Annotated in this window: 27 protein-coding genes; 15 read left to right on the top strand and 12 right to left on the bottom strand. The window is 62.1% G+C overall.

The genetic code is table 11. The features are described 5' to 3' along the window. The first annotated feature begins 12 nt into the window (after positions 1–12). A complete protein-coding gene (locus HHL09_RS11955) occupies positions 13–804 on the top strand; it encodes a hypothetical protein (protein ID WP_169454868.1) in 792 nt (263 codons plus the stop codon). Positions 805–854: 50 nt separating this feature from the next. Then, a complete protein-coding gene (locus HHL09_RS11950; RefSeq protein ID WP_169454867.1) occupies positions 855–998 on the top strand; it encodes a hypothetical protein in 144 nt (47 codons plus the stop codon). Here the strand turns inward: HHL09_RS11950 and tsaE are convergent. Further along, a complete protein-coding gene (gene tsaE, locus HHL09_RS11945; protein ID WP_169454866.1) occupies positions 959–1,399 on the bottom strand; it encodes a tRNA (adenosine(37)-N6)-threonylcarbamoyltransferase complex ATPase subunit type 1 TsaE in 441 nt (146 codons plus the stop codon). The genes HHL09_RS11950 and tsaE overlap by 40 nt on opposite strands. 131 nt (positions 1,400–1,530) lie before the next feature. Here tsaE and rplU point away from each other — a divergent pair, with 131 nt between their 5' ends. Together rplU and rpmA are read left to right on the top strand one after the other, a co-directional pair. After that, positions 1,531–1,842, top strand: coding sequence for a 50S ribosomal protein L21 (rplU, locus tag HHL09_RS11940; RefSeq protein ID WP_169454865.1), 312 nt, complete (start codon positions 1,531–1,533; stop codon positions 1,840–1,842). A gap of 30 nt (positions 1,843–1,872) precedes the next feature. Next, a complete protein-coding gene (rpmA, locus tag HHL09_RS11935) occupies positions 1,873–2,130 on the top strand; it encodes a 50S ribosomal protein L27 (RefSeq protein WP_169454864.1) in 258 nt (85 codons plus the stop codon). Between the two features lie 358 nt (positions 2,131–2,488). On the opposite strand, the gene HHL09_RS11930 is transcribed toward rpmA, so the two are convergent. Beyond that, a complete protein-coding gene (locus HHL09_RS11930) occupies positions 2,489–2,869 on the bottom strand; it encodes a hypothetical protein (protein ID WP_169454863.1) in 381 nt (126 codons plus the stop codon). Between the two features lie 53 nt (positions 2,870–2,922). Here HHL09_RS11930 and pyrE point away from each other — a divergent pair, with 53 nt between their 5' ends. The 3 genes from pyrE (at position 2,923) to HHL09_RS11915 (ending at position 5,134) form a co-directional block, all read left to right on the top strand. Next, entirely contained in the window at positions 2,923–3,489 is a 567-nt protein-coding gene (gene pyrE / locus HHL09_RS11925; protein WP_169454862.1) for an orotate phosphoribosyltransferase, read from the top strand. Positions 3,490–3,596: 107 nt separating this feature from the next. Beyond that, entirely contained in the window at positions 3,597–4,307 is a 711-nt protein-coding gene (locus tag HHL09_RS11920) for a 3-keto-disaccharide hydrolase (RefSeq protein ID WP_169454861.1), read from the top strand. A 65-nt stretch (positions 4,308–4,372) separates the two neighbouring features. After that, on the top strand, positions 4,373–5,134 hold the full coding sequence (locus HHL09_RS11915; RefSeq protein ID WP_169454860.1) for a hypothetical protein: 762 nt from the start codon (positions 4,373–4,375) through the stop codon (positions 5,132–5,134). A 295-nt stretch (positions 5,135–5,429) separates the two neighbouring features. Here HHL09_RS11915 and HHL09_RS11910 read toward each other — a convergent pair whose 3' ends face one another. Beyond that, positions 5,430–6,719: a valine--pyruvate transaminase gene (locus tag HHL09_RS11910; protein WP_169454859.1), complete on the bottom strand. Its 1,290-nt coding sequence runs from the start codon at positions 6,717–6,719 to the stop codon at positions 5,430–5,432. A 74-nt stretch (positions 6,720–6,793) separates the two neighbouring features. Here HHL09_RS11910 and HHL09_RS11905 point away from each other — a divergent pair, with 74 nt between their 5' ends. Further along, complete coding sequence (locus tag HHL09_RS11905) at positions 6,794–7,288, top strand: redoxin domain-containing protein (protein ID WP_169454858.1); 495 nt, start codon at positions 6,794–6,796, stop codon at positions 7,286–7,288. An 85-nt stretch (positions 7,289–7,373) separates the two neighbouring features. Here HHL09_RS11905 and HHL09_RS11900 read toward each other — a convergent pair whose 3' ends face one another. Genes HHL09_RS11900 through HHL09_RS11890 form a run of 3 tightly spaced genes read right to left on the bottom strand, consistent with a single transcriptional unit; the run spans position 7,374 to position 9,196 of the window. Beyond that, a complete protein-coding gene (locus HHL09_RS11900; protein WP_169454857.1) occupies positions 7,374–7,985 on the bottom strand; it encodes an SH3 domain-containing protein in 612 nt (203 codons plus the stop codon). 10 nt (positions 7,986–7,995) lie between these two features. Further along, a complete protein-coding gene (locus HHL09_RS11895; RefSeq protein WP_169454856.1) occupies positions 7,996–8,862 on the bottom strand; it encodes an SDR family oxidoreductase in 867 nt (288 codons plus the stop codon). A gap of 22 nt (positions 8,863–8,884) precedes the next feature. Beyond that, positions 8,885–9,196 carry a hypothetical protein gene (locus tag HHL09_RS11890; protein ID WP_169454855.1) on the bottom strand — a complete coding sequence of 104 codons (312 nt, stop codon included), beginning with the start codon at positions 9,194–9,196 and terminating at the stop codon, positions 8,885–8,887. A gap of 109 nt (positions 9,197–9,305) precedes the next feature. Here HHL09_RS11890 and HHL09_RS11885 point away from each other — a divergent pair, with 109 nt between their 5' ends. After that, entirely contained in the window at positions 9,306–10,388 is a 1,083-nt protein-coding gene (locus HHL09_RS11885; RefSeq protein WP_169454854.1) for a mannose-1-phosphate guanylyltransferase, read from the top strand. 211 nt (positions 10,389–10,599) lie between these two features. Here the strand turns inward: HHL09_RS11885 and HHL09_RS11880 are convergent, their stop codons facing one another. After that, positions 10,600–10,776 (bottom strand): hypothetical protein, encoded by a 177-nt coding sequence (locus HHL09_RS11880; protein WP_169454853.1) that lies wholly within the window; start codon positions 10,774–10,776, stop codon positions 10,600–10,602. A 160-nt stretch (positions 10,777–10,936) separates the two neighbouring features. Here HHL09_RS11880 and HHL09_RS11875 point away from each other — a divergent pair, with 160 nt between their 5' ends. Then, entirely contained in the window at positions 10,937–11,632 is a 696-nt protein-coding gene (locus HHL09_RS11875) for a hypothetical protein (RefSeq protein WP_169454852.1), read from the top strand. Positions 11,633–11,685: 53 nt separating this feature from the next. Further along, positions 11,686–12,105 (top strand): hypothetical protein, encoded by a 420-nt coding sequence (locus HHL09_RS11870; protein WP_169454851.1) that lies wholly within the window; start codon positions 11,686–11,688, stop codon positions 12,103–12,105. Between the two features lie 576 nt (positions 12,106–12,681). Here HHL09_RS11870 and HHL09_RS11865 read toward each other — a convergent pair. Continuing rightward, the gene (locus HHL09_RS11865) at positions 12,682–13,398 is read right to left on the bottom strand and encodes a DNA alkylation repair protein (protein WP_169454850.1); all 717 of its coding nucleotides are present in this window, start codon (positions 13,396–13,398) and stop codon (positions 12,682–12,684) included. Positions 13,399–13,509: 111 nt separating this feature from the next. Here HHL09_RS11865 and HHL09_RS11860 point away from each other — a divergent pair, with 111 nt between their 5' ends. From HHL09_RS11860 to HHL09_RS11850, 3 genes are all read left to right on the top strand, one after another. Continuing rightward, a complete protein-coding gene (locus HHL09_RS11860; protein ID WP_205761038.1) occupies positions 13,510–14,355 on the top strand; it encodes a glycoside hydrolase family 16 protein in 846 nt (281 codons plus the stop codon). A 436-nt stretch (positions 14,356–14,791) separates the two neighbouring features. Beyond that, positions 14,792–15,418: a hypothetical protein gene (locus tag HHL09_RS11855; protein ID WP_169454849.1), complete on the top strand. Its 627-nt coding sequence runs from the start codon at positions 14,792–14,794 to the stop codon at positions 15,416–15,418. A gap of 166 nt (positions 15,419–15,584) precedes the next feature. Next, positions 15,585–16,013 (top strand): hypothetical protein, encoded by a 429-nt coding sequence (locus HHL09_RS11850; RefSeq protein ID WP_169454848.1) that lies wholly within the window; start codon positions 15,585–15,587, stop codon positions 16,011–16,013. Between the two features lie 80 nt (positions 16,014–16,093). Here the strand turns inward: HHL09_RS11850 and HHL09_RS11845 are convergent, their stop codons facing one another. Next, positions 16,094–16,354, bottom strand: a complete 261-nt coding sequence (locus tag HHL09_RS11845) for a hypothetical protein (RefSeq protein ID WP_169454847.1) — start codon at positions 16,352–16,354, stop codon at positions 16,094–16,096. A gap of 282 nt (positions 16,355–16,636) precedes the next feature. Between HHL09_RS11845 and HHL09_RS11840 the strand changes: the two genes are divergently transcribed. Continuing rightward, positions 16,637–17,395, top strand: coding sequence for a hypothetical protein (locus HHL09_RS11840; RefSeq protein WP_169454846.1), 759 nt, complete (start codon positions 16,637–16,639; stop codon positions 17,393–17,395). 371 nt (positions 17,396–17,766) lie between these two features. Here HHL09_RS11840 and HHL09_RS11835 read toward each other — a convergent pair whose 3' ends face one another. The 3 genes from HHL09_RS11835 to HHL09_RS11825 are packed head-to-tail and all read right to left on the bottom strand — an operon-like array spanning position 17,767 to position 22,321. Then, entirely contained in the window at positions 17,767–18,687 is a 921-nt protein-coding gene (locus tag HHL09_RS11835; RefSeq protein ID WP_169454845.1) for a hypothetical protein, read from the bottom strand. A 54-nt stretch (positions 18,688–18,741) separates the two neighbouring features. Then, on the bottom strand, positions 18,742–19,713 hold the full coding sequence (locus HHL09_RS11830) for a KpsF/GutQ family sugar-phosphate isomerase (protein WP_169454844.1): 972 nt from the start codon (positions 19,711–19,713) through the stop codon (positions 18,742–18,744). A 52-nt stretch (positions 19,714–19,765) separates the two neighbouring features. Then, a complete protein-coding gene (locus tag HHL09_RS11825; RefSeq protein ID WP_169454843.1) occupies positions 19,766–22,321 on the bottom strand; it encodes a polynucleotide kinase-phosphatase in 2,556 nt (851 codons plus the stop codon).

Below are 22,321 nucleotides of genomic sequence, written 5' to 3'. Positions count from 1 at the left end.
TCGCTATTCTAGATGAGTCGTGAGTCGGGAAAAAAAAGCGCCATCGCCAGCGGTGAAGGTTTCAGCGGATCAGCCGATTCGCTTGAAGCCTTCCTCGAGCGATTACGCGACCGCTGTGCGCACGACTGCGGACGCGATGGGGCTGACCGGCCCTCCCGCATCCAAGGAGAAGCCGAGCAAGCGGTTGCTTTGGCTGACGAGCTTGGAATCCTGAGACGGCCGTCTTTCGACTGGATCGATTTCCGGCAGACCGAGCCCGACCTTTGGAGCGGGACAGAGCACGTCGTCGATTTCTCTCCGGAAGAGAAGCGCTACCATAAGATCACCAATCCTCCCGGCTTCGGCTTGGTTCCCGCGCTGCTGGCGATTCCGGCAGCCGATCTTCGGGGAGAGCCGGGGCCGGTGCGGACGCGAAGCTCCATTGAGTTCATCCATGGAATTCCCTTGGAGTATTTGGAGCGGTGGAGAGCATCGAACGAAGTATTTGGGGACGACGTTCGGCTGGTCTCGGTGATTCAATGGCCGGACGGGAAGGTTTCCTTTGGTATCACGCAGCCCCAATATCACGGGACCCCGGCGGACCCTCGGGATATTGAAGAGGCGTTCCTGCTGTCAGGCTGGACCCGCCTGAAGGATCCCTCCGGGCATACGATTTTCTTCAACTACGCCTTCGGTGTCATGGCGATCGATGCGGAGCGCCGAAATTGCTACCTCACGGACGGCCAACTCCAGCCTTTCGATGTCATCCTCTGCCGTCCGGACGAGGAAATGAGCGCCTTCCTCCGGGTTTTCGCGGATTCCTGAAGCCAACTGCTAGATTGACCGCTTTCCACCGCGCCCTACTCTGCGCTGCCATGAAAGCCCGCCTGATCTCCTATGCCGCTGCCGGCTTGGCGGCGCTTCTGCTCTCCTCCTGCAGCACCGCCCAAGGCGTGCAAAACATGGCCAACCGCATGGTTCAGGCGGTCGGTCGCACGGCAGGACTTGGGGGCAATTGACGCACCCGCCGTCCGCCCTCCGGCAGCACCTCAAAGTGCAGCCACCGGGCACCGGCAGGGATCAGATCCGGGAAAAGATCCGCCCATTCGGCGATCACCACGCCCGGCTCGTCGAAAAACTCGTCCCAGCCGATTCCGAGCAATTCTTCCTCATCCTTCAGGCGATAGAGATCGAAGTGGAAGACCGGCAGTCGCCCGCCCCGGTACTCATGAACGAGGGAAAAGGTCGGGCTCGTCACCTCCCCTTGGAAGCCTGCGCCCCTTGCCAACCCTTTGACAAAGCGGGTCTTGCCCGCTCCCAGCCCGCCTACCAGCGCCAGCACCGACCCCGGTTCCAGCCCGGTCGCGATGGTCTCGCCCAGCGCTTCCATTTCCGCCTCGTCACGGACGATCCGATCCATGCCCCGCAAAAACCCGATCTACCGGAGAACGTCGATTTCAAAAAATTCCCTTGCCGTCTTGGCGGACCCGTGGTGATCTCCCCGCCCGCCCGGCTCCCGGGTTGGATCCCGAATCCCTTTCTTCTACGGCCATGGCCTACGCAGTGATCAAAACCGGCGGTAAGCAATACCGCGTCCAGCAGGGCGACAAGATCGACGTCGAGAAGCTCGATGTCGAAGTCGATTCCGAACTTACCTTCGACGTTCTGATGGTCGGTGAAGGCGATAGCATCAAGCTTGGTGCCCCGCTTGTCTCCGGAGCCAGCGTGACGGCCAAGGTTGTCCAGCAGCATCGCGGACCGAAGGGCGTTGCCTTCAAGTTCAAGCGCCGCAAGGGTTTCCACAAGACCAAGGGCTTCCGCCGCCACCTCACCAAGCTGGAGATCACCTCCATCGCTGGTTGAGAACCAATCACTTCCTAATTTCCCACTCTCATGGCTCATAAGAAAGGTCAAGGCTCCGTCAAGAACGGTCGCGACTCCCGCTCCAAGCGCCTCGGCGTGAAGAAGTTCGGTGGCGAGGCTGTCATCCCGGGCAACATCATCATCCGCCAGCGCGGCACCAAGTGGCATCCAGGCCGCGGTGTTGGCATCGGTAAGGATCACACCATCTTCGCTGTGGTTGATGGCCGCGTGTTCTTCGACAAGGAAGGCCGCCGCGTCAACGTGAGCGCCGAAGCGACCGCTAACTAAGCGAACGCTCCGAAAGGATTTCAAATCAGCCGTCTCCCGCAAGGGTAGGCGGCTTTTTTGTGTCCGGGAAGGTGCTCTTCTGCCGGGAACGCGGAGGCTCCGGCCCGTAGAATGGTAACAAACGGTGCCTTCTTCTTGGCTGCCCCTCGTTACGTGAGAAGGGCGATTTCTAGCCTCGGAACAACGACAACCACCTAGGACCGCTCTGCGGGGCGGAGCCTCCGCGCTCCCGGGCCGAAGAGCAACAGGGTGATCGACACGGCAGTCGTCCGGGTGGGCGTGTCGGGAGGCGGACAGGAGTGTCCGCTCTTGGGCGAAAAATTGATTCGTTTTTCTTAAGCTTCGGCGGGGAGCGAGCTCATCGGCGTTTCCCGCCTGTCTTGATGGTCTTCAGCCCCCGGATCCAGAAGACGGCGCTGATCAGGAAGCCCATGAAGCAGGCGGTCAGCAAGAGCCAGCAGAGCTGCTCGCCGACGGTGACCTGTTCCCTGAAGCTTTCCATCGCCTTCAGGGCGGCCTCGCTCTTGTCGGAGCTGGCGAAGCGCTGCTTCAGCTGTTCCTGCCCCCACATCACCAAGGCCACGCGTCCGTAGAAGGCGGCCACTGCGGCCACGGAAAAGCCGATCATCCACTTGAAGCTCTTTGCCTGCTTCGGAGCCTCTGCCTTTAGGTCTGGTAACTTCACCGCCATGATTTCCCCGGCATCGTGGCGGGAGAGCAGGGCAGGCGTCGAATCCAATTCCCGCCGACTTGCTCTGGACTCTTACCCCTTGTCCCTGAACTCTCCCTCCCATGTCCGACACCGCCGCCGCGCTGAAAGCCATCCTTCTCGAAAAGTCCGTCCGCACCGGCACCTTCACCCTAGCCTCCGGGGCGCAGAGTGATCTCTACATCGATTGCCGCGTCACCGCGCTCGATCCCTTCGGAGCCAATCTCATCGGCAAGCTCGGCTGGGCTGCGGTCCGTGAAAAGATCAAGGCCGAGGGCCTCCAGATCGCGTCCATCGGTGGCATGACCCTCGGCGCGGATCCCATCTCCCTTGCGGTTGGCATGACCAGCGCGGTCGAGAACCCGGACGAGGCGCTCCAAGTTTTCGTCGTCCGCAAGGAGCCGAAGGGCCACGGCCGCGGCAAGCAGATTGAGGGGAATTTCGCCGAAGGCCAGACGGTGATCGTGGTCGATGACGTGATCACCACGGGCGGTTCCACCCTGAAGGCCATCGACGTGATCGAGCGTGAGGGCGGAAAGGTCGCCTTTGCCCTGGTCCTCGTGGATCGCGAGGAAGGTGGCCGCCAAGCGATCGAGGCACGCGGCATCCCGGTCGTCGCCCTCTACTCCCGCAGCACCCTGCTGGACTGAGGCGATCCGTCATGGATGCAGACGGGTTTCGCCCTTCCGTTGGGAGTGTGAAACCCTCAGGCTCGCCGATGCGTAAGAACCGATCCGATTGTTCCGCATTTAAATCCATGAAACTTCTCTCCGCGCTGCTCGCCTTCACCGCCACGCTTCACGCTGGCGAAACGAAACTCTTCAACGGCAAGGACCTCACTGGTTGGGAAGGGAACACCAAGCTCTGGTCGGTCGAGGACGGCGCGATCACCGGCAAGACCAGCGATAGCGGCGAAACGAAGATCGGCCACAATACCTTCCTGATTTGGAAGGGCGGCACGGTGGGTGACTTCGAGCTCACCTTCAAATACCGGATCGAGAAGGGTAACAGCGGCGTGCAGTATCGCTCGAAGGAACTGCCGAAGGGTGACTTCGGTCCGATCGTCGCTGGCTATCAAGCGGACTTCGAAGCGGGGAAGACCTACAGCGGGATTCTCTATGAAGAGCGCGGCCGCGGCATTCTCGCGCAGCGCGGACAGAAGACGTCCATCGATGCGGTGGAGAAGAATCCTGCCGATCCGAAGTCCCAGGACTTCAAGGTGAACGTCACCGGCGAGGTGGGGAAGTCGGACGACATCCAGGCCAGCATCAAGGACGAGCAGTGGAACGAGTACAAGATCGTGGCGAAGGGCAATCACGTGCAGCACTTCATCAATGGCAAGCAGACCATCGATGTGACCGATAACGATGCCGCGCACGCGCCGAAGGAAGGCATCCTCGCGCTGCAGATCCATGCCGGTCCGGCGATGGTGGTGCAGTTCAAGGATCTGGTTTTGAAGACGGATTGAGGGACTGAGAGGGCCGGTGCATTTCCGCTTCTGGCAGGGAGTGATCTGGAATAGCGTGGGATGGTATGGCGGGAAGTCATGCATCCCATGGCAAGGTTCTCTTCTTCGTGCTCGGCCTTCTGGCCGGGTGCGGCATTTCGTATTTGGTGGGTGGTCAGGCCCTCAGCCCGGTTTCGGGCACCGACGGGGCCGGGCGGAGCCGTGATTCGAAATCGGTCGATCAACGGCCTGTGGAGAAGTTGGACCGAGCTTCCAAGCCCGCCGAAAGAAGGGAGGATGACCCCATTCGGACGGAGAAGGTCCTCTTCGCGCTTAAAGGCGGTGAAGCGACGGCCTACCTGCGGCGCGAGCTTGGTCTCTCGGACGAGCATGTGATCGCTCTGAAGGAAGCACACCGGGCAGCAAAGGATGAGCTGGAGAAGAAGATGATCTCCATGATGCGCCGGGATCCGGTTTTCGATGATCCAAGAAGCCAGACCTTTGGGTACCGGATTGATTCCTTCGAACTCGAAGGCGAGAGGATCGCTTCCGCCTATTTGGAGGCACTCAAAGCGAGTGGCGTTCCGGAAGCGAAAATGATCGCAGAGTCGTTTGCCAACGATCCATCGCTCTTAGGTGCAGGCAAGGCGGATGTGGTTCTCCGGCTGACCCCTGACGTGGTCGAAGGTGAGCCTCCTCCAGAGATTCTGCCGAAGGATTCGTGGAGAGTTGCCTTCGAACTTCAGAATCCAGCGACTGGTCAGAGTTTTGCTTCCGGAACCCGATCGATGGCGGACTTCAACCGGCTGGGTTATCGGCTCTTCGATACGACTGGCTCGGCCAAGTGAGCTGGTGCGGATCACCGAGTGCTCTTCTGCCGGGAGCGCGGAGGCTCCGCCCCGCAGAGTGGTCCTTCATCGCGGTCTCATCGAGGAGGATAGGAGGAGCCGGAAGGTGCCACCTCAGCGCATCGGGAACGGCTTCTAACAAGGCGAAGGGCTTCTTGGAGGAACACGGATGAACGGTCTGCTTCAAGGGCTGCTTCTGCGGGGCGGAGCCTCCGCGCTCCCGGGGGAAGAGCACATGGTTGAATCCGCATCGAGCGTCGCTTCGTGCCCTTGGCCCTGTTAGAAGGGCTCCGCTTTACACTCCTACCGTTTGTCCGGCTTCTTCGTGGGCGCGGCGGACTTCCTCGCCGATGATCTGGATGCCGCGCTTCACGATGGTCTCGTCCATGGTGAAGGTCATGCGCAGGCATTCGTGGCGGTGACGCCAGGTCTCGTCGTCGTGGCCGAAGAAGAAGTAGTGGCCGGAGATGATCAGCACGCCGCGCTTCTTCAGGCGCTCGTAGAGCTCCCTGGAAGTGATGGGCAGGCCGGGGAACCAGAGCCAGAGGAAGAGGGCGCCCTCGCTACGATGGATGTAGTAATCGAAGTCCTCGCCGAAGCTCTCCGCCACGAAGTCCTGCGCCTGACGGGACTTCTCGATGTAGAAGGGCTTCACCGTCTCATTCGCGATGTTCAGGATCTCGCCGCTTTCCACCAGCGGCAGGGCGATCGCCTGGCCGATGTTCGGATTCGCGAGGCCGATGATCGAGCTCATGGAGGCCATGGCCGCGGCGATGCGCGGATGGGCCACCACGATGCCGGTGCGCGTCCCCGGCAGGCCGATCTTCGAAAGGCTCAGGGTGAGGATGATGTGTTCCTCCCACACCGGCTTCGCATCGGTGAAGATGATGTTCGGGAAGGGTGCGCCGTAGGCATTGTCGATGATCAGCGGGATGCCATGGCTCTTCGCCAGATCGGAAAGCCGCGCGATCTCCTCATCCGTCAGCACATTCCCGGTCGGATTCGTCGGGCGGGAAACGCAGATCGCGGCGATGTCATCGGTGACTTCCAGTGCATCGAAATCCACGCGGTATTTGAACTCATGCCGTCCGGTCTTCTCGATCTTCGGCGGCACGGCGCGGAAGAGATCTCCGCCCGCGCCCTGGTTCGCGTAGCCGATGTATTCCGGCACCAGCGGCAGCAGGATCTTCTTGCGGCGGCCGTCCGGCATCTCACCGGCCAGCAGGTTGAAGAGGAAGAAGAAGGCCGTCTGCCCGCCGGAGGTGATCGCCACATTCTCCGGGCCCAGCGGCCAGCCGAATTCCTTGCGGAAGAGATTTGCCAGCGCCGCGATGAAGCGCGGGTTGCCGCGCGGAGGGTCATAGTTCGCCACCACCTTTTCCAAGGCGCCCGGCTCGGCCAGGATCTCCTCCATCCGGCGGCGCCAGATCGCATTCACCTCCGGGATGTGGGCAGGTTGGCCGCCGCCGAGCATGCAGATGTCCGGTCCTCCGTGGGCGAGGGCGTTGCCGAGGTCTTCCATGAGTTCCTCGATGCCGCTGCCGCCGGCAAGCTGCCGGCCCATGTTGGAGAATTCGTGGTTCATGACTCGGGTGCCGTTGACCGGCGGAGGCCTGAACCTATAGTGGCCGCTCTTCCCTGAACAACCTTTCTATCCCCATGGCAATCCAAGTCGGCGACAAAGCCCCTGATTTCACTCTCGTCTCGAAAACCGCTGAAGGTCCGGTGCTGGTGAAGCTCTCCGAGATCACCGGCCAATCGAACATCGTCCTGCTCTTCGTGCCGATGGCATTCACCGGCGTCTGCACCCAGGAGCTCTGCGATATCTCCGGCGGCCTCGGCGAATACGAGGCTCTCGATGCCAAGGTCTTCGGCATCTCCGGTGACAATCCCTTCGCCCAGGAAGCATGGGCCGAGAAGTCCGGCATCACCCTGCCGCTGCTCAGCGACTACGAGCACGCGGTGGCGAAGGCCTATGGCGTGGCCTACGAGCAATTCCTCCCCGAGAAGAACCTGATCATGGGTGGCGTGGCCAAGCGCTCCGCCTTCGTGATCGATAAGGAAGGCATCGTCCGCTACGCCGAAGTGCAAGACCACCCGAAGGATCTGCCGGACTTCGCCGCGGTGAAGGCGACCCTCCAGTCGCTCGCCTGAAGAACGATTTCTATCGAAGAACGAAAAAGGCCGCGGAGGGTTTCTCCGCGGCCTTCTTGTTGTCGTTTGGAAAGGAAAGGATCGATCAGTTGCCCTCCACCGGCGTGTCGCTCGCCTCATTGCCTGGCGGCAGCGGGGTCGATTCAGGAGTCACCGGGACTTCTGTCGGAGCGGGAGTGATTTCGGGCACCACCACCGGCGCATCGGGATCGATCACGGTCGGAGCGGGCGGAGCATTCGGGTCGACCACCGGCGGGACACTGCCTGGCGGCGGCGGGTAGAGCTGGATTTCACTTCCCGAGGGCACCACCGGCGCGAGGCTGGAGGACTGGTCGGTCACTTGGACGGAAGGGACATAACCCACTTCGCCACTGTTCAGCTCCACTTTCACATAGCTGCCATCGTCGGAGATCACCTTCATCTCGGTGTTGCCGGCGAGGGTTTTCTCAGCACTCGCATCGCCCTTCGGCTTGTTTGCGAAGAATGCGACGTTGTCCATGTTCGTGCGGACAAAGGCGCCCGGCTTGTAGCCAGAGCGGGTGGAGACCGCGGTGCGGTTGGAACCCGGAGCCACCAAGGGATCGAATTCCCCTTGGGTCACGACTTCACCGGTTTCGCAGGAAGACAGGACAAGCGCACAGGAGCCAAAAAGGAGGAAATGCCACTTCATGAAGATGACCGGAAGTTTGCACGGCATCACAGGAGGGTCAACGGGATAACAGGCAGGCCTCGAGATGCTGTCGGACTGCCTCCCTCCAATCCCGTGGCGCTTTTCCCAGCACCGTCTCCAGCTTGTCCGTGGCCATGGCGGTGTGGCGCGGGCGCACTGCGCGAAATGCCGGCATCTCCGCCAGTGACAGTTTCCTCACCTCGGCTTGGGGTTGGCCCGTCCGCTTGTGGAGAAACTCCGTGATTTCCAAGGCGATCCCATGCCAGCTCGTTACCGGACCGCTATTGCAACCGTGGAAAATCCCGCCCGGCATGTCCGCTTTCAGCAAGCCTTCGGTCCACGCCGCGATATCCGGGGTGTAAGCCGGGAGTGAAAATTTGTCCGCGATCGCAGAAAGCTCCTCTCCTCTCAGGGCCTTCGCGAGAATCTGATCCGGAAAAGCAGGTTTTTCCGGCCCGAAGACCCAAGAAACCCGCATCACCGTGCCGCCTTCCGCGACCACAGCCCGTTCCCCCTGCTCCTTCGTCCGCCCATAGACGGAGAGCGGGGAGGGGGGATCTTCCTCGCGCCGGAGCCCCGGAGCCACGCCGTCGAACACATAGTCCGTGCTGAAGTGCAGCAGCTTCTTCCCGCGCTTCCGGCAGATCTTGGCCAGCTCACCGGGAGCGGTGGCATTCACCTGCTGCGCCAGACCTGGCTGGTCCTCGCATTGCTCGAGGCTGGTCAGCCCTGCGGGATTCAGCAGGACCTCGAAATCCAGATCTTCCAAAACTGCGGCACAACCCGGCTCCGCGAGATCACAGACGGAGCGGGGCAGCTCGATCACCTCATGCCCTGCGGCGGAGAAATGATCGGCCAAGGCCCTGCCCACGCGCCCTGTCGTGCCGGTGATGGCAATGCGCATGAGCAGGCTCGTGCGAAGGGATTCAGAGGACGCCTGCCTCGCCGAGCTGCTGGTCCACGTAATTGTGACCCGCGGCGGCATCCCGGATCTTCCGCAGACGGCGGCGTGCGCCGAACTTGCTTTCCGGACCGTTCACCAGATTCACCAGACCGCCGACCGTCAGCGGCAGAAGCGTCGCCACCCCGAGAGCGGCCACGGCGAGGGCCACGCCACGCCGTGCGTTCGAATGCATCATATCGCCCAGGATCAGGCCGGCAGCCGCACCCAGCAGCGCCGGAGCCGCGAGTGCCGTGGCTTCCGTCCAATCCCGTTCACCGTCATCATCGGGGTTCATGAAAAAAAGGCTAACATCCTTCCGGCGGCAGACAATCCCGGAAACCGGTTTCAAAACGCCACCGATTCGCCCTTTCCCCCGGCGCTCCAGGCGTTAGATTGCCGCCGAGATGCCCGTATCCTCTTCGACCTACGCTTTGATCCTTGCCGGAGGTTCCGGCACCCGCTTCTGGCCTCTCAGCCGGAATGCCCGCCCCAAGCAGCTTCTGAATCTTTTCGGTGACGAAACCCTGCTGGAGCAGACGATCAAGCGCTTGGAAGGCTTGGTGCCGCTGGAGAACATCCTGATCCTCACCAATGCCCAGCAGGAAGCTGCGGTGCGTGAGGTCGCTTCCATGCTCCCAAAGGAGAACATTTTCGCCGAGCCCGCCAAGCGCGACACCGCGCCCGCCGTGGCCCTCGGCATCGGCCTCGTTGCCGCCCGGGATCCGGATGCGGTCATGGTGGTGCTTCCCGCGGACCAGCTCATCGCGGATACCGCGGCTTTTCACTCGGTCATGCAGGACGCCATCGCCACCGCCGAGAAGTCGGATGGCCTTGTCACCATCGGCATCAAGCCGACCTGGCCCTGCCCTTCTTACGGCTACATCGAGCGCGGCCAGCGCGCCACCATCCCCGGCCTGCAGTGCGACCAGGCACCGGCGGAAGTGAAGCGTTTCCGCGAGAAGCCCAGCACCGAGCTGGCCGAGCAATTCCTCTCCCAAGGCGGCTTCTGCTGGAATGCCGGGATGTTCGTCTGGTCGATCCCGACTGTAATCCGCGAGCTCAGCACCCATCAGCCGGAGCTGGCCTCCTTCGTCTCCGAACTCCGCCGTTCTTCGAATGTCGCCGCCACCGTGGCCGCCCAGTTCCCGAAGCTCACGCCGATCTCGATCGACTACGGCCTCATGGAAAAGGCGAAGCGCGTCTTCAACATCGAGGCCACCTTCGATTGGGACGACGTCGGCTCCTGGCTCTCCGTCGCGAACTACCTGGAGAAGGTCGGCAGCGACAACCGCACGAACACCCCGGTGTCCGAGATCGATTCGGAGAACAACATCGTCTTCAATGCGAAGAAGGGCTCCCACATCGCCCTGCTCGGCGTGGATGATTTGATCATCGTGCAGACCGAGGACGCACTGCTGATCGCGAACAGGCACCAGGCGGACGCAATCAAGAAGCTCTCCGACAAGCTCCCGCCGGAGTTGTTGTAGTCGTCTTTTGACAGGGCTTCTCATTGGCAGAGAAGCTGAGATCTTCCGTCCGTCCGTCCGTCCGCAGCCCTAGGGGAAACGGACGGACGGACGGATGGAGGTGCGGGAAGGAGCGCTGAATGCGTGCCCCGACCGGGTGCTCTTCCGCCGGGAGCGCGGAGGCTCCGCCCCGCAGAAGCAGTCCTTGAGGCAGGCAATTCTCCCGTGCTCATTAGGGAAGGCCATCGCCTTTCCCGATGTCTTTGAAGATGGAGTAAGATGGCACGTTCTGGCTCGTCTTGTCCTCTTCGATGAGGCCGCGCGGAGGACCACTCTGCGAGCCGGGTGGCTCGCGGTCCCAGGGGAAGAGCAACCGGTAATTGGCATCTCTCTCTGAAGAGGCGATCATCCATCCGTCCATCCATCCACACGCCTAGGGGATATGGATGGATGGACGAATGGATGAAATGGAAAACCGGGGACCCTGTGATCCGATGGTTGGCCGTTGTTCATCCTCGTTGCCGTGATGAGTTGGATCTGATTGCCTCCCGCACTCATCCTACCTCTCCATGCACCTCAAATCCTTCCTCGCCGCCGCGGCCATGGCGCTCCTTTCCCTGACACCGGCACCGGCTGCGGAGATCGATGACAGGCGCTTTGGTTTCCGCGCGACGATTCCCGATGGCTTCGAGAAGGTGGAACTTCCACCGGAGGAGAAGGACACCGTCTATCAGTTCATGAAGGGGGAGCCCTCGCCGGCACATCCCGCCCTCGTGATCCAGATCCAGCGCCTGAGAGGTCTGATCCGCCTGGGCCAAAGCATCAAGGAAGCGGAGCTGCCCAAGCAGGAAGGCATCGAAATGAAGGTGGATCAGTTCGAGTGGCGCGGTCACCGCATGGACCTCCTGAAGACGACGGTGACGACGCCCGATGGCCCGGAAATCCGGAGCTACGTCTTCCAGTGCCCGCTTTCCGGAGAGGCCGTGCAATTGGTGGTCGGCGGTTCTCTGGATCAGGAGGCGGAGATCCGTGCTGCCTTCGATTCGGTCGCGAAGAGCCTGGTGAACACCCAGCCGCTGCATGGCGAGGGAGGGGGCACCGGAGTGACCACGCGTGAGCTCAGCAGCGACGAGCGCCAGAAGCTGCTCTGGACCGGCATCTTCAAGCTGAGCCTCTTTGCCTTGGTGCTGGCGATCCTGGTGCGAGGCGTGTTCCGGACGATCCGGGGCATGCGCGGGAAGAAGAAGGAGAATGAGAAGGCCTGAGGCCCTTTCCTCCTCGCGGCTCAGCACTTCACCGTTTACCGCTTTCCCGAACAATGAACTGCGACGAGGCACTGGAACGTTTCGGGCTTCCTGCCGGCCCCGGGCATCGGGAGGCGCTCCTTGTTCTCCTGGATGAGGAGCGGAACAAGGCGGCTCAGGACAAGGCGGATCATGATGGTGATCCCGACCTCCTGCGCTGCCTGTGTGCCCAGTTGGTATCCATCGGTGACGTTCGTGATTCGCTCCCGATCTGGCGGGCGAAGTCCGCGAGCTTCAATCTGATGAGCGGGCTGGACGTCCAGTTTCTCTGCGGTGCCGGGGTGGATGCTACCCGTGATTATCTGGGCTCGATCGGCACCGAAGAGTCCGGCAAGGCCTTAGAGTATCTCGATCAATGCGTGGCAGCGGGGGACTTCGACGCTTGGACTCCGGATCAATGCGTCTCCTCTTACCGCCGCTATTTCGGGTTATAGGGCAGGTGATCCGATGAAGCGTCCTCAGGGGGCGAATGGTTCCCGGCGGAAGAGCCGGAACTCGGCGGCATCACGAAGGACCCTTCCGGGCTCCGGGACAGGGGACATGATTTGTCCGTCCGTCCGTATCCCCTAGGGCTGCGGACGGACGGACGGATGGAGGAGCGGGAAGGAGCGCTGAAGGCGTGCCCCGACCGGGTGCTCTTCCGCCGGGAGCGCGGAGGCTCCGCCCCGCAGAAGCCGTTCTTGGAGCAGGCCGTTCATTCGTGATCATCGAGGAAGACCGTCGCCCTGCTGGATACCTTTGCGGGTGAACTGAAGTGGCACGTTCTGGCTTCTCCTGTCCTCATCAATGAGACCGCGATGAAGGACCACTCTGCGGGGCGGAGCCTCCGCGCTCCCGGCAGAAGAGCACCCGGAAACCGGCACGTCGAAGGTCATTCGACACGGAGAAACGTCGGGAATTTTGTGTCCATCCATCCATTTCCCTAGGGGGTATGGATGGATGGACGGAGAAAGCGGGACGCCCGGCTCCCGGGACGGTGGCCGCGTCGCCTACCGTTTCTTCTCGTACGCTCAGTACTTCACCGTCTTCCGCTTCTTCCCGATCACGCCCTTGTCCTGCATCTTCCGGATGTAGTCGGGGGAGGAGAAGACCTCGCAGCGATTGTTCCCCAGATCCGCCGATACGGGTCCGATCTCCTCGCCGGTCCGGATCGCCAGTTCGGTCAGGGGTGCCACGTAGCCGCCGAGGCAGATCACGAAGTTATTCATCGCGTAGCGCACGGCATCCGGTGCCTGGTGGATCTCCTTCTTCACGCGCTGTAGCAGCCGCCCCAGCTCCGCGAGGTCGAGGTCCGCATCCTCCCTCAGCGCCACCAGGCTGCTGAGCACGGACCAGCCTGCGGCCGCGGTGAGCGGCTTGGCGGAGTCGATCCACTCCAGCGCCAGCTCGTGGCCATGCGGGCTCCCGGCGGCCACCCATGCCACCGTGGCGCCGGGCAGGGAGGCGGCGTAGGCATGCTCCACCCAGAGGTTCAGGTCCGCCTTGCTCATCCTCGCATCGTCCGCGATCAGCCCGGCCAGATACATCGCGTCGTAGTTCCCGGTCGCGTAGAGATCCAGCGCCAGCTGGTAGTCCTTCTTGAGGCGCTTCTGGATCTTCTTCAGGTCGCCGATTTTCACGCCGAAGAAGGGCTCCTTCACGCCGTGGTTCTTCATCATCGTCCGCTTGTAGCTCTCGCTGCCGAGCGGCTGGAGTTCGGCGAGGATGTCTGCGGCGGTGCTGGGCATGGCTTTCTTTTCCGGAGATCTATTCCCATAAACGACTTCCCCCGAAAAGAGGAGGCGATTTCACGACTCCTTACCGAAACCTTTGCCATCTTCCCCGCGTTCCTTTCTCCGATGATCCGCCTCTCCTTCGCGCTCCTCATGTCCCTGCCCGGCCTGCTGCGTGCCGAGGAAGAAGCCGTCCAGCCGCCCCGGGACCCTGCCTACCAGCTGGTCTGGGCGGATGAATTCGAGGGCGATGGCCCGGTGGATGAAACGAAATGGCGCTTTGAGGAAGGCTTCGTCCGCAATCACGAGCTCCAGTGGTACCAGAAGGACAACGCCTCGCGGAAGAATGGCCTGCTCGTCATCGAGGGCCGGCGGGAGAAGGTGAAGAATCCACGCTTCGAGGAAGGCTCGCGCGATTGGAAAAAGCAGCGCTGGGAAGCGGATTACACCTCCTCCTCCATCACCACGATGGGCAAGCATGACTGGACCTTCGGCCGCTTCGAGGTGCGTGCCCGCTTCACCCCATTGTCCGGCCTTTGGCCTGCCATCTGGACCACAGGGCGCGGACGCTGGCCGCATGCCGGGGAGATCGATATCCTCGAGTACTACAGCGGTCGTATTTACGCGAATTTCTGCTGGGCCGGGAAGCACGGCCGGGACCTGTGGAACACCGGCTCGCACTCCATCGGGCGCTTCGTCACGGATGATTCGTGGAAGGACCGCTTCCACCTCTGGGTGCTGGAGTGGGATGAGGAGAAGATGACGGTCTGGCTGGATGGCGAGGTGCTGAACACCCAGCTCATGAAGCACGTGAAGAACCAGGACGGCCCCGCCATCAATCCCTTCCTGGGTCCTCAAGCCTTCCGTCTGAACATGGCCATCGGCGGCCCGCAGGGTGGCGATCCTTCCAAGACGGAATTCCCCCAGCGCTACGAGGTCGACTACGTCCGCATCTATCAAAAGGACGGGTGAGAGGGGGGGTGTTTCGGTCTGCTGTCCGTCCGTCCGCAGCCCTAGGGGAAACGGACGGACGGACGGATGGACCATCCCAAGATGCCGATTACCGGATGCTCTTTTCCCGGGAGCGCGGAGGCTCCGCCCCGCAGAAGCAACCCTTGAAGCAGTCCGTTCATCCGTGCTCATCCAGGAAGGCCGTCGTCTTGTTGGGGGCCTTCTTCGATGAGCTGAAGTGGCACGTTCTGGCTCCTCCTATCCTTCTCGATGAGATCGCCGCGAAGGACCACTCTGCGGGGCGGAGCCTCCGCGCTCCCGGGCAGAAGAGCAGCCGGTCGAATGCCGCTGTCGCCTTCATCTCCGTCCATCCATCCATATCCCCTAGGGAAATGGATGGATGGACGGATGGATGGAGTGGGAATTCCTTCCGGAGTCATTATCATCGGAGGACGACATGGAGTGCAGGATCTTTTCTTTCTTGGTAGCGCTGTTCCTTTGCGCCTGTTCCACCGTACCTGCGGGCAACAAGCCGGCAGAGCCCGCTTCGCAGGAGCTGTCGGCGGCGTTGGACCGCTTCTTCATCGCTGCCGGGAAACAGGATGTCCAAACCGTGCTGAAGCAGGGAGTGGACGATACGGCTCTGAAAACCACCGTGTCGCGGGATTACCGGGCCTCCCTCAGGGACTTCTCCCGTAGCTATGCCGAAGCACGTGGACGCTTTGCGGATGCCGATCTCGCAAGCCTCGGCAGGACGGTGACCGATGAAATCAACGTGGCAGCCATGCGGCCTTGGCCCTATCTCTACATTCCGCAAACCGTGGAGGTCACCGGCGTGACCAGGAAGGGAGAAGCCATCGTGGCTGAGATCCGTTTCAAGGAAACCCGATGGTATGATACCAGCATCGACCGGGCCTCCGTCACCCTGCTGAGGTCTGGCAATGCTTGGGTGCTCGATGACCTCTTGTGGCTCGACGATTCGGCAGGGAAGTCCAATCGCTTCAGGATCGCGGGATTGGCTGAAGCGCTGAGATCCAGCTCCGATCCGGCCTCCTTCGATGCGGCGGCGAAGCCCTACCGATAGCGGATCCCGCCCGCTGCCCCCCGCTCCATTTTTCCATTCCATCCACATCCCCCAGGGTTGTGGATGGAAGGGAAAATCTGCGGCGCGTCTCATCGCTGAAGACGCGAATTTTTTGGTTTGTGCCGAGCAGCTCCTGGAGAGCAGAACGGCGCAGCCCTATTGGACGATGATTCGAAATTGGATTCTGAGTGGCATCTCCTGTCTCATCGCGGCATCTTGTGCGCCGACGACCCATACAAAGATGGTGGATCTCTCACCGTCCCGGCAGAAGTGGAAGAAGCTCGTCTTGTCGGAGTCCCGCGGATCGGTCGGTCTTTCGTATACCAGTGATGCGGAAACCCGCCGTGAGCACCAGTTTCAGAAGAGACGCGGGATGCTGAGCAAATCCGGCATCCTTCGCAACTGGGGGCAGCCCGAGCGCATCTCGAAGACCGGCGGGGTGGTCACCATGGAGTTCCACACGAGCAAGTGGGAAATGAACCCGCCGCCTCCGGGCCCCGTGGTGCTGAAATTTTCCGGGGATCGTCTGACTTACGTGGAGGCTTGGTTTGAAGATAACGAGAGATACCGTTCCCCATCGTATATCATCCCGTAGCGCCGGCTCCTGCCCCCACGGATCGGTTCGAACCGTGGCTTGGCTTGCAGCGCACCATGCTTGGGCAGGCCGGGTACCTGTTAGGCCCGCTTGCCCGCCTCACGCGGCTTCCCGGGGGGCGCGCTCTCATTCATTTTCTTTGGCCGCGCAGGAGGGCCGTCAAAGATGATCTGGCTGAGAAGTGGCGCCTTGTATGGGTTTGTCCGGGACAATCTCGGGTAGCCCTCGGTGTGGATCTTCTTGGTGGCATCTTGGAAGACCGGAGCCGGCACCACCGTGGCGCCGAAGCCGAGGAAGCTGCCTAGGAGAGCGATAAGCTGCAAAGGAACAGTCGTACGCATGCACCACCGTAGCACTCAATGGCGATTGTCAAGGGCGCCACCTCAGGTGGTCGGCCCTGGGAATGACGGGGAACACCCCTCCATTTTTCCATTCCATCCACACCCCTTAGGCTTGTGGATGGAATGGAAAATTCACCGGGCCCTTGGCCCTGTCGGAAGGGATGCCAGCGATACACCGCTTCTTCCTCCCCCGCGCGATTCCCGGCTCAGGGCTGGAGACAAACAGATTGGCACTCGCTCCTTTCCGGGCCCTCCTTGAGCCACCGCGACACCGACTGCCTCATGAACGAAGCCAGCGCCTCCGAGGTCCGGAAGGAAATTGAGATGCTCTCCCTGGAGTTCGAGCGTCTGTGCGAGCTTGAGTTGCGTGCTCTTAGGGAAGGGGTGCTTCAGGGTGATCTGGCGCACATGGAAGATCTGTCGAAGCAGAGCCAGCAAGTTTGCGAGAAGCTCACTGTGGCTAAAAGAAAGCTGCTTTCCCTGCACGAGGACGACTGCGCGGATCTGAGTGCAGAAGTGACCCGTCAGATTGCTGAATCCTTTTCAGGACACGAAGTCGCTTCCGTGAGCCTGGAGCTATTGACGCTGCAGCGTTGGTTTCAGATCAATGGCTGGGAGAACTTCGAAGAGGTTGCCCTCAAGATCATCCGCACGACATCCGGCAATCTTCATGCCTTCTATCCATCTATCGCAATCGCCCATCGGGACTGGCGCGATATTCTGATCAGTGAACCAACCAAGGCGAGGTGCGACAGACGCTTGTCCTTCAATTCTCGGATGCGAATTCCCATCAAATTTACCCGGCTCGATCTCATCCCGTTCGTCACCATTCCGGCGAGCATTGCGATGCATCGTTACGCATTTCGCAGACCCACTTACGGGTTTGTGCCTCCGGATATAGGCTGGCTCTTTTTGGGAGGTGTCGTCATCGCAGCAGCCGGTGCTGCGATTGGGATCATGCGTGTGAGGACTTCGGGATTCGTGGGCCTTTTGGGCGTATTGGGAAATGGCTGGTTGCTCTATGTCGCACTCGTGCAGTAGGCCGATTGAGCCATTTCTGCCATCCGGATTGCTTCCGATGTTAGGATTCAAGAGGCGCCGGATCCAATCAAACGTGCGCTTGTGGGACGGGCCTTTGACCCTGTTAGGGCACACCCGGGCCCGCCCGAGCGCTCGTCTATGGAGGGACGACACTTTTGTCGTCCGGGTGGACGTGCTTGGAAGCGGAAAAGAATGCCCGCGTTCCACAAGGCGCCTCCGTATCCTGCCGCATTGGTGAGGTGATCGAGAAACACTCATCCGTCCATCCATCCATATCCCCTAGGGAAATGGATGGATGGACAGCCGGACGGACAGAAAATCCATCGCCGCCTCGCGCCTTCATCCCCCGCTTTCCCAGCCGGATCAACCAATCAAAGCTCCACCCGGACTTCCCGCACCACGCGCATCACGCCTTCCATGGTGCGCGCCGCGTTTGCCATCCACTCCTGGCCGAATTCGCCGAAGCCCAGCGGTCGTGCCGCCACGCAGAGCAGTGCGGCCAGCACCAGCTGGTTCGCCAGATAGATGATCACTAGCGAGAGGAAGGTGCCGTTCTCCTTCAGGTCCGGCTGATCCCGCGGGATCATCCACAGCGTCCACAAAAGGTGGAAGGCCCAGAAGAAGCCCACCCAGCCGAAGAGGATCTTGTCGGTCACCGGCGGCATCTCGATCGCAAGGCCGAACAGGGCATGCACCGCCACGCCGAGCGCCGCCCACAGCGGCACGAAGTACGGCGAGAGCGCGATGACGATGTTCGTCTTGTCCGTCGTCACATAGCCGCCATCCAGGCTCACGCCCCAATCGCTCACACGGCCGCGGAAGGCCCAGATGAAAAGGATGTGCGTCAGCTCATGGCCCAGCACGTAGAGATACAGGAAAACATGCCGCAGCAGCCCGCTGAAGAACCATCCGGTCATCAGCAGCACCCCGGTCGCGAAGTACCAGAAGGCGGACATCCGCCAGAAACCGTGATCCAGCGTCGCATCCGTGAACTGCGAGAAGAAGGTCCACGACGTGATCCAGCAGAAGGGCAGGATCGCCAGCCCGATCAGCCAGCGGAACATCCGCATCATCATCCCTGCCGGCGGCTCTTCGTAGCCGTAAGCAGCGGTCCCCGCGATCGCCGCGCGGATGTGCTTGTGATCGCGCTGGCCCAGCCGGCGGTTTACCCGCTCATGCGCCCGGGCATTGGCGCGGCGCAGCGCCTCACCCAAGGGCTGGCGGCGGCGACGGCGATTTCCTCCCGAGGTGGTCGAGCCCAGCTTGATTTGCTTCTTTCGGGTCCTCGCCATGCGCGGGGCCCTGAATACTTTGGAGTTCTTAAGGAATCAAGAAATGATTGGTGTTCAAACGATCTTGAGACGGGCGAGGTCTTGGGTATCAACGAGGCCCACCGCCCGGCCCTCGCCGTCCAGCACCACCACGTCGTCCACCCGGTGCGAGCCGATCGTCTGCACGGCCTCCACGGCCAGCGAATCCGCTTCCACGCTGATCGGCCTGCGGGTCATGAAATCCGCCACCGACTTGTCTCCCACGAAGGCATCCCGCTGGTAGCAGCGCGCGAAGTCGCCGTGCGTGAAAATCCCGGCCAGCCGTCCGTCCGTCTCCGTCACCACGCAGGCACCGGACCGCGCCTTGGACATCGCCTCCAGCGCGTCCCGCACCGTCGCGCCCAGTGACACCGCCGCGAGTTGCTCGCCCGCCCGCATGATATCGGACACCCGCGTTAGCAGCGCCCGTCCCAGCGCCCCGCCCGGGTGAAAGCGCGCGAATTGTTCCTCCGTGAAGCCGCGTGCCTCCAGCAGCACCATGGCCAGCGCATCGCCCATCACCAGCATCGCCGTGGAGGAAGAAGTCGGTGCCAGGTTCAGCGGACAGGCCTCGCGATCCACCGAGGTGTCCAGCACCACGTCGCTATGCTCGCCGAGGGTCGAGTTCGTCTTGCCCGTCAGCGCGATCAGGAAAACATCGAAGCGCTTCACATGCGGCAGCAGGTCCAGCAGCTCCGGCGTCTCGCCCGAGTAGGAAAGCAGCAGCACCGCATCGCCATCCGAGACCATGCCCAGATCGCCGTGCAGGGCATTCTGGGAATTCAGCACCACCGCCGTCGCCCCCGTGGAGTTCAGCGTCGCGGCGATCTTGTGGCCGATGTTTCCGGACTTTCCGATGCCCACCACCACGATCTTCCCGCGGCGATCGAGGGTTTCCCGCAGCATCTCCACCGCCCGCACGAAGGACCCGTCCAGCCGCGCCGCCATGCGCTCCAGCGCACCCGTCTCGATCTCGATCACTCGCCGCGCGTTCGCCAGGAAATCCATGCCCGGAGGATGGGCGAGGGAAGGGCGTTCGGGAAATGGAAATCTCGACCGGCTACAAGCGCGGATCCACCGGCTCGCTCTCCATCGCCAGCACGGCCAGCACGCACTCGTGCACCTCGCGCAGCGGGCGTCGTGCGACGAAGCGGGAAAGCCCCTCGATGCCGAGGGCGAACTCGCGGTCCGCCATCGAGCGCTTGTGGCTCAGGTTCCGTTGCTTCAGGCGGGGCAGGTGGTCGGGGTGATCGTACTCCGGCCCGTAGATGATCCGCAGGTACTCGCGGCCACGGCACTTCACCGCAGGCTGCACCAGCCCGCGCGTGCCTTTCTCGATGAAGCCGTGCGGCTTCACCACCATGCCCTCGCCACCGGCTGCGGTGAGTTCTTCCCACCAGCGGATGGCGGCGGCCACCGCTTCTTCATCGGCAAGCGAAACTTCGCGCCAGCGCGTTGCCTGGAAGAGCGCCGGGTCCGCTTCGTGGAGCCGCCCGGCCAGTGACATGTGCCAGGGATGATCGCGATCCGTGAAAAGACCGGCTTCACCCGCGAGGAAATGGAAGGGCGCGAGCTTGTAGTCATCCAGCGTGACCACATCCCAGCAGTATTGGCGATACGCGGCACGATAGCGGTCCAGCATTGTCCCGCGTGATTCATTGCGCTGCTGCAGGCCTTCCAGCATGGCACGCACTTCGGGCTCCAGATGATCTTCCGAAATCGCGATGCCCAGTGCCTCTGCCGCCGCGGCGGAATGCGCGATCCCCGCGGCACCCACGGCTGCGTACTGGGACTGTAGTAGTTCCATCGCCTTCGCCGACCACGGCATCAGCTCGCAGTCCAGGCACAGCCATTCGGTGGCGAGTTCCGTCCAGATGCCCGCGCGCTCAAGGGCCGATGCCAGGCGCTCCAGCAGCGCCTGCTCCAGTGCTTCCTCGGTGAAGAATGGCCGCCCGGTCCGCGTGTAGATTACCCCACTCCGCGCTTGCTTCAGGCCGAAGCGGCTGATCGCGATCTCCGGATCCCGGCAGACCACCGCCACCGCGCGCGAGCCCATGTGCTTCTCCTCACAGACCACGGACGTGATGCCCTGCTGCGTGAAATAGTGGAAAGCCTCCTCCGGCCGCTCCAGCCAGCCCTCCTGCGAGCTCGTGCCACAGGGTGACATCGTCGGCGGCAGATAGACCAGCCAGCGCGGATCCACGGCGAAGCGGCTCATCACTTCCAGCGCGGCCAGTACGTTCTCCTCCCGCACCGTGATCGCGGGACGCAGCGTCGTATCGATGTAGCGCTTGCCGCGCAGGTCATCCAGATCCAGCACGCGGTCATTCTGCAGCTGCGCATCGATCGTGGCTTGCGCGAGCAGCGGCTTCGCCGGTTCCGCATAGGTCCGCAGCGCGGGCACGGAAACGATCTCACGCTCCGGATAGCGCAGCGCGGTCAGCGCCCCGCCGAAGCAGCAGCCGGTATCGATATTCACCGTATGGTTCAGCCAGCGGGGCTCTGCGAAAGGCGTGTGGCCATAAACCACCAGTGCACGACCGCGATAGTCGCGTGCCCAGTCAAGCCGCTCCGGCAGGCCATACTCGTCGCGCTCTCCGGTTGTCTCGCCATAGAGGCAGAACTCCCGCACCTTACCCGAGCCGCGGCCTTGCATGTCCTCCTTCAGGCCCGCATGCGCCACCACCAGCTTGCCATCGTCGAAGACGAAGTGGCTCACCAGCCCGTCGAGGAAGGAAATGAGATCTCGCCGGTCCAGCGGATCCGCTTCGAGCTGCTCGATCGTCTCCGCGAGTCCGTGCGTCGGCTGGACCTTCTTGCCATTCAGCCAGCGCAGGAACTTCATGTCGTGATTGCCCGGCACGCAGATCGCCGTGCCTGCCTTCACCGAGGCCATCGCCAGCCGCAGCACGTTCGGGGAGTCCGGCCCGCGATCGATCAAGTCGCCCACGAACACCAGCCGCCGGCCTTCGGGATGCGTGGCCACATCATCCTCGATCGCATAGCCGAGCTTCCCGATCAGCGTGCGCAGCTCTTCATTGCAGCCATGGACATCACCGATGATGTCGAAGGGCCCGTGATCCTGCTTGCGATTGTTCCAAAGGGGATCCCGCTGGATGCCCTCCACCGCGTCCACCTCTTCCGGCGTGCGCAGGAAGTGGCTGTAGCGGAAGCCCTCGTTCTTCAGGCCGCGCAGCCCGCGCTTCATCCGGCTGATCTGGTTCTTGATCACCTGCGGTCCGAAGTCGCGGTCCGGCCGCGATTTGTTCCGCTCGTGGCAGAGACTCTCCGGCAACGTGAAGACGACCGCCGTGCACAGGAAATGATACTCGCGCGCGATCGCGATCAGCCTTGCCCGGTCCTCGGGATTCACGTTGGTCGCATCGATCACCGTCAGCCTCCCCAGTGCCAGCCGTTGCCGCACGATGAAATCCAGCACCGCGAAGGCCTGCGCCGTCACGCTCTGGTCATCCTCGTCATCCGACACCATCCCGCGGCACGCATCCGACGACACGATCTCCGTCGGCTTGAAATGCCTGCGCGCAAAGGTGGACTTCCCCGATCCCGAAGGACCGATGAGAAGCACCAGCGACAGCTCTGGAAGGCGGAGGGTCAT

Origin of the sequence: Luteolibacter luteus (assembly GCF_012913485.1) — a bacterium.
Lineage (GTDB): Bacteria > Verrucomicrobiota > Verrucomicrobiia > Verrucomicrobiales > Akkermansiaceae > Haloferula > Haloferula lutea.
This window is presented reverse-complemented; position numbering and strand designations above follow the sequence as displayed.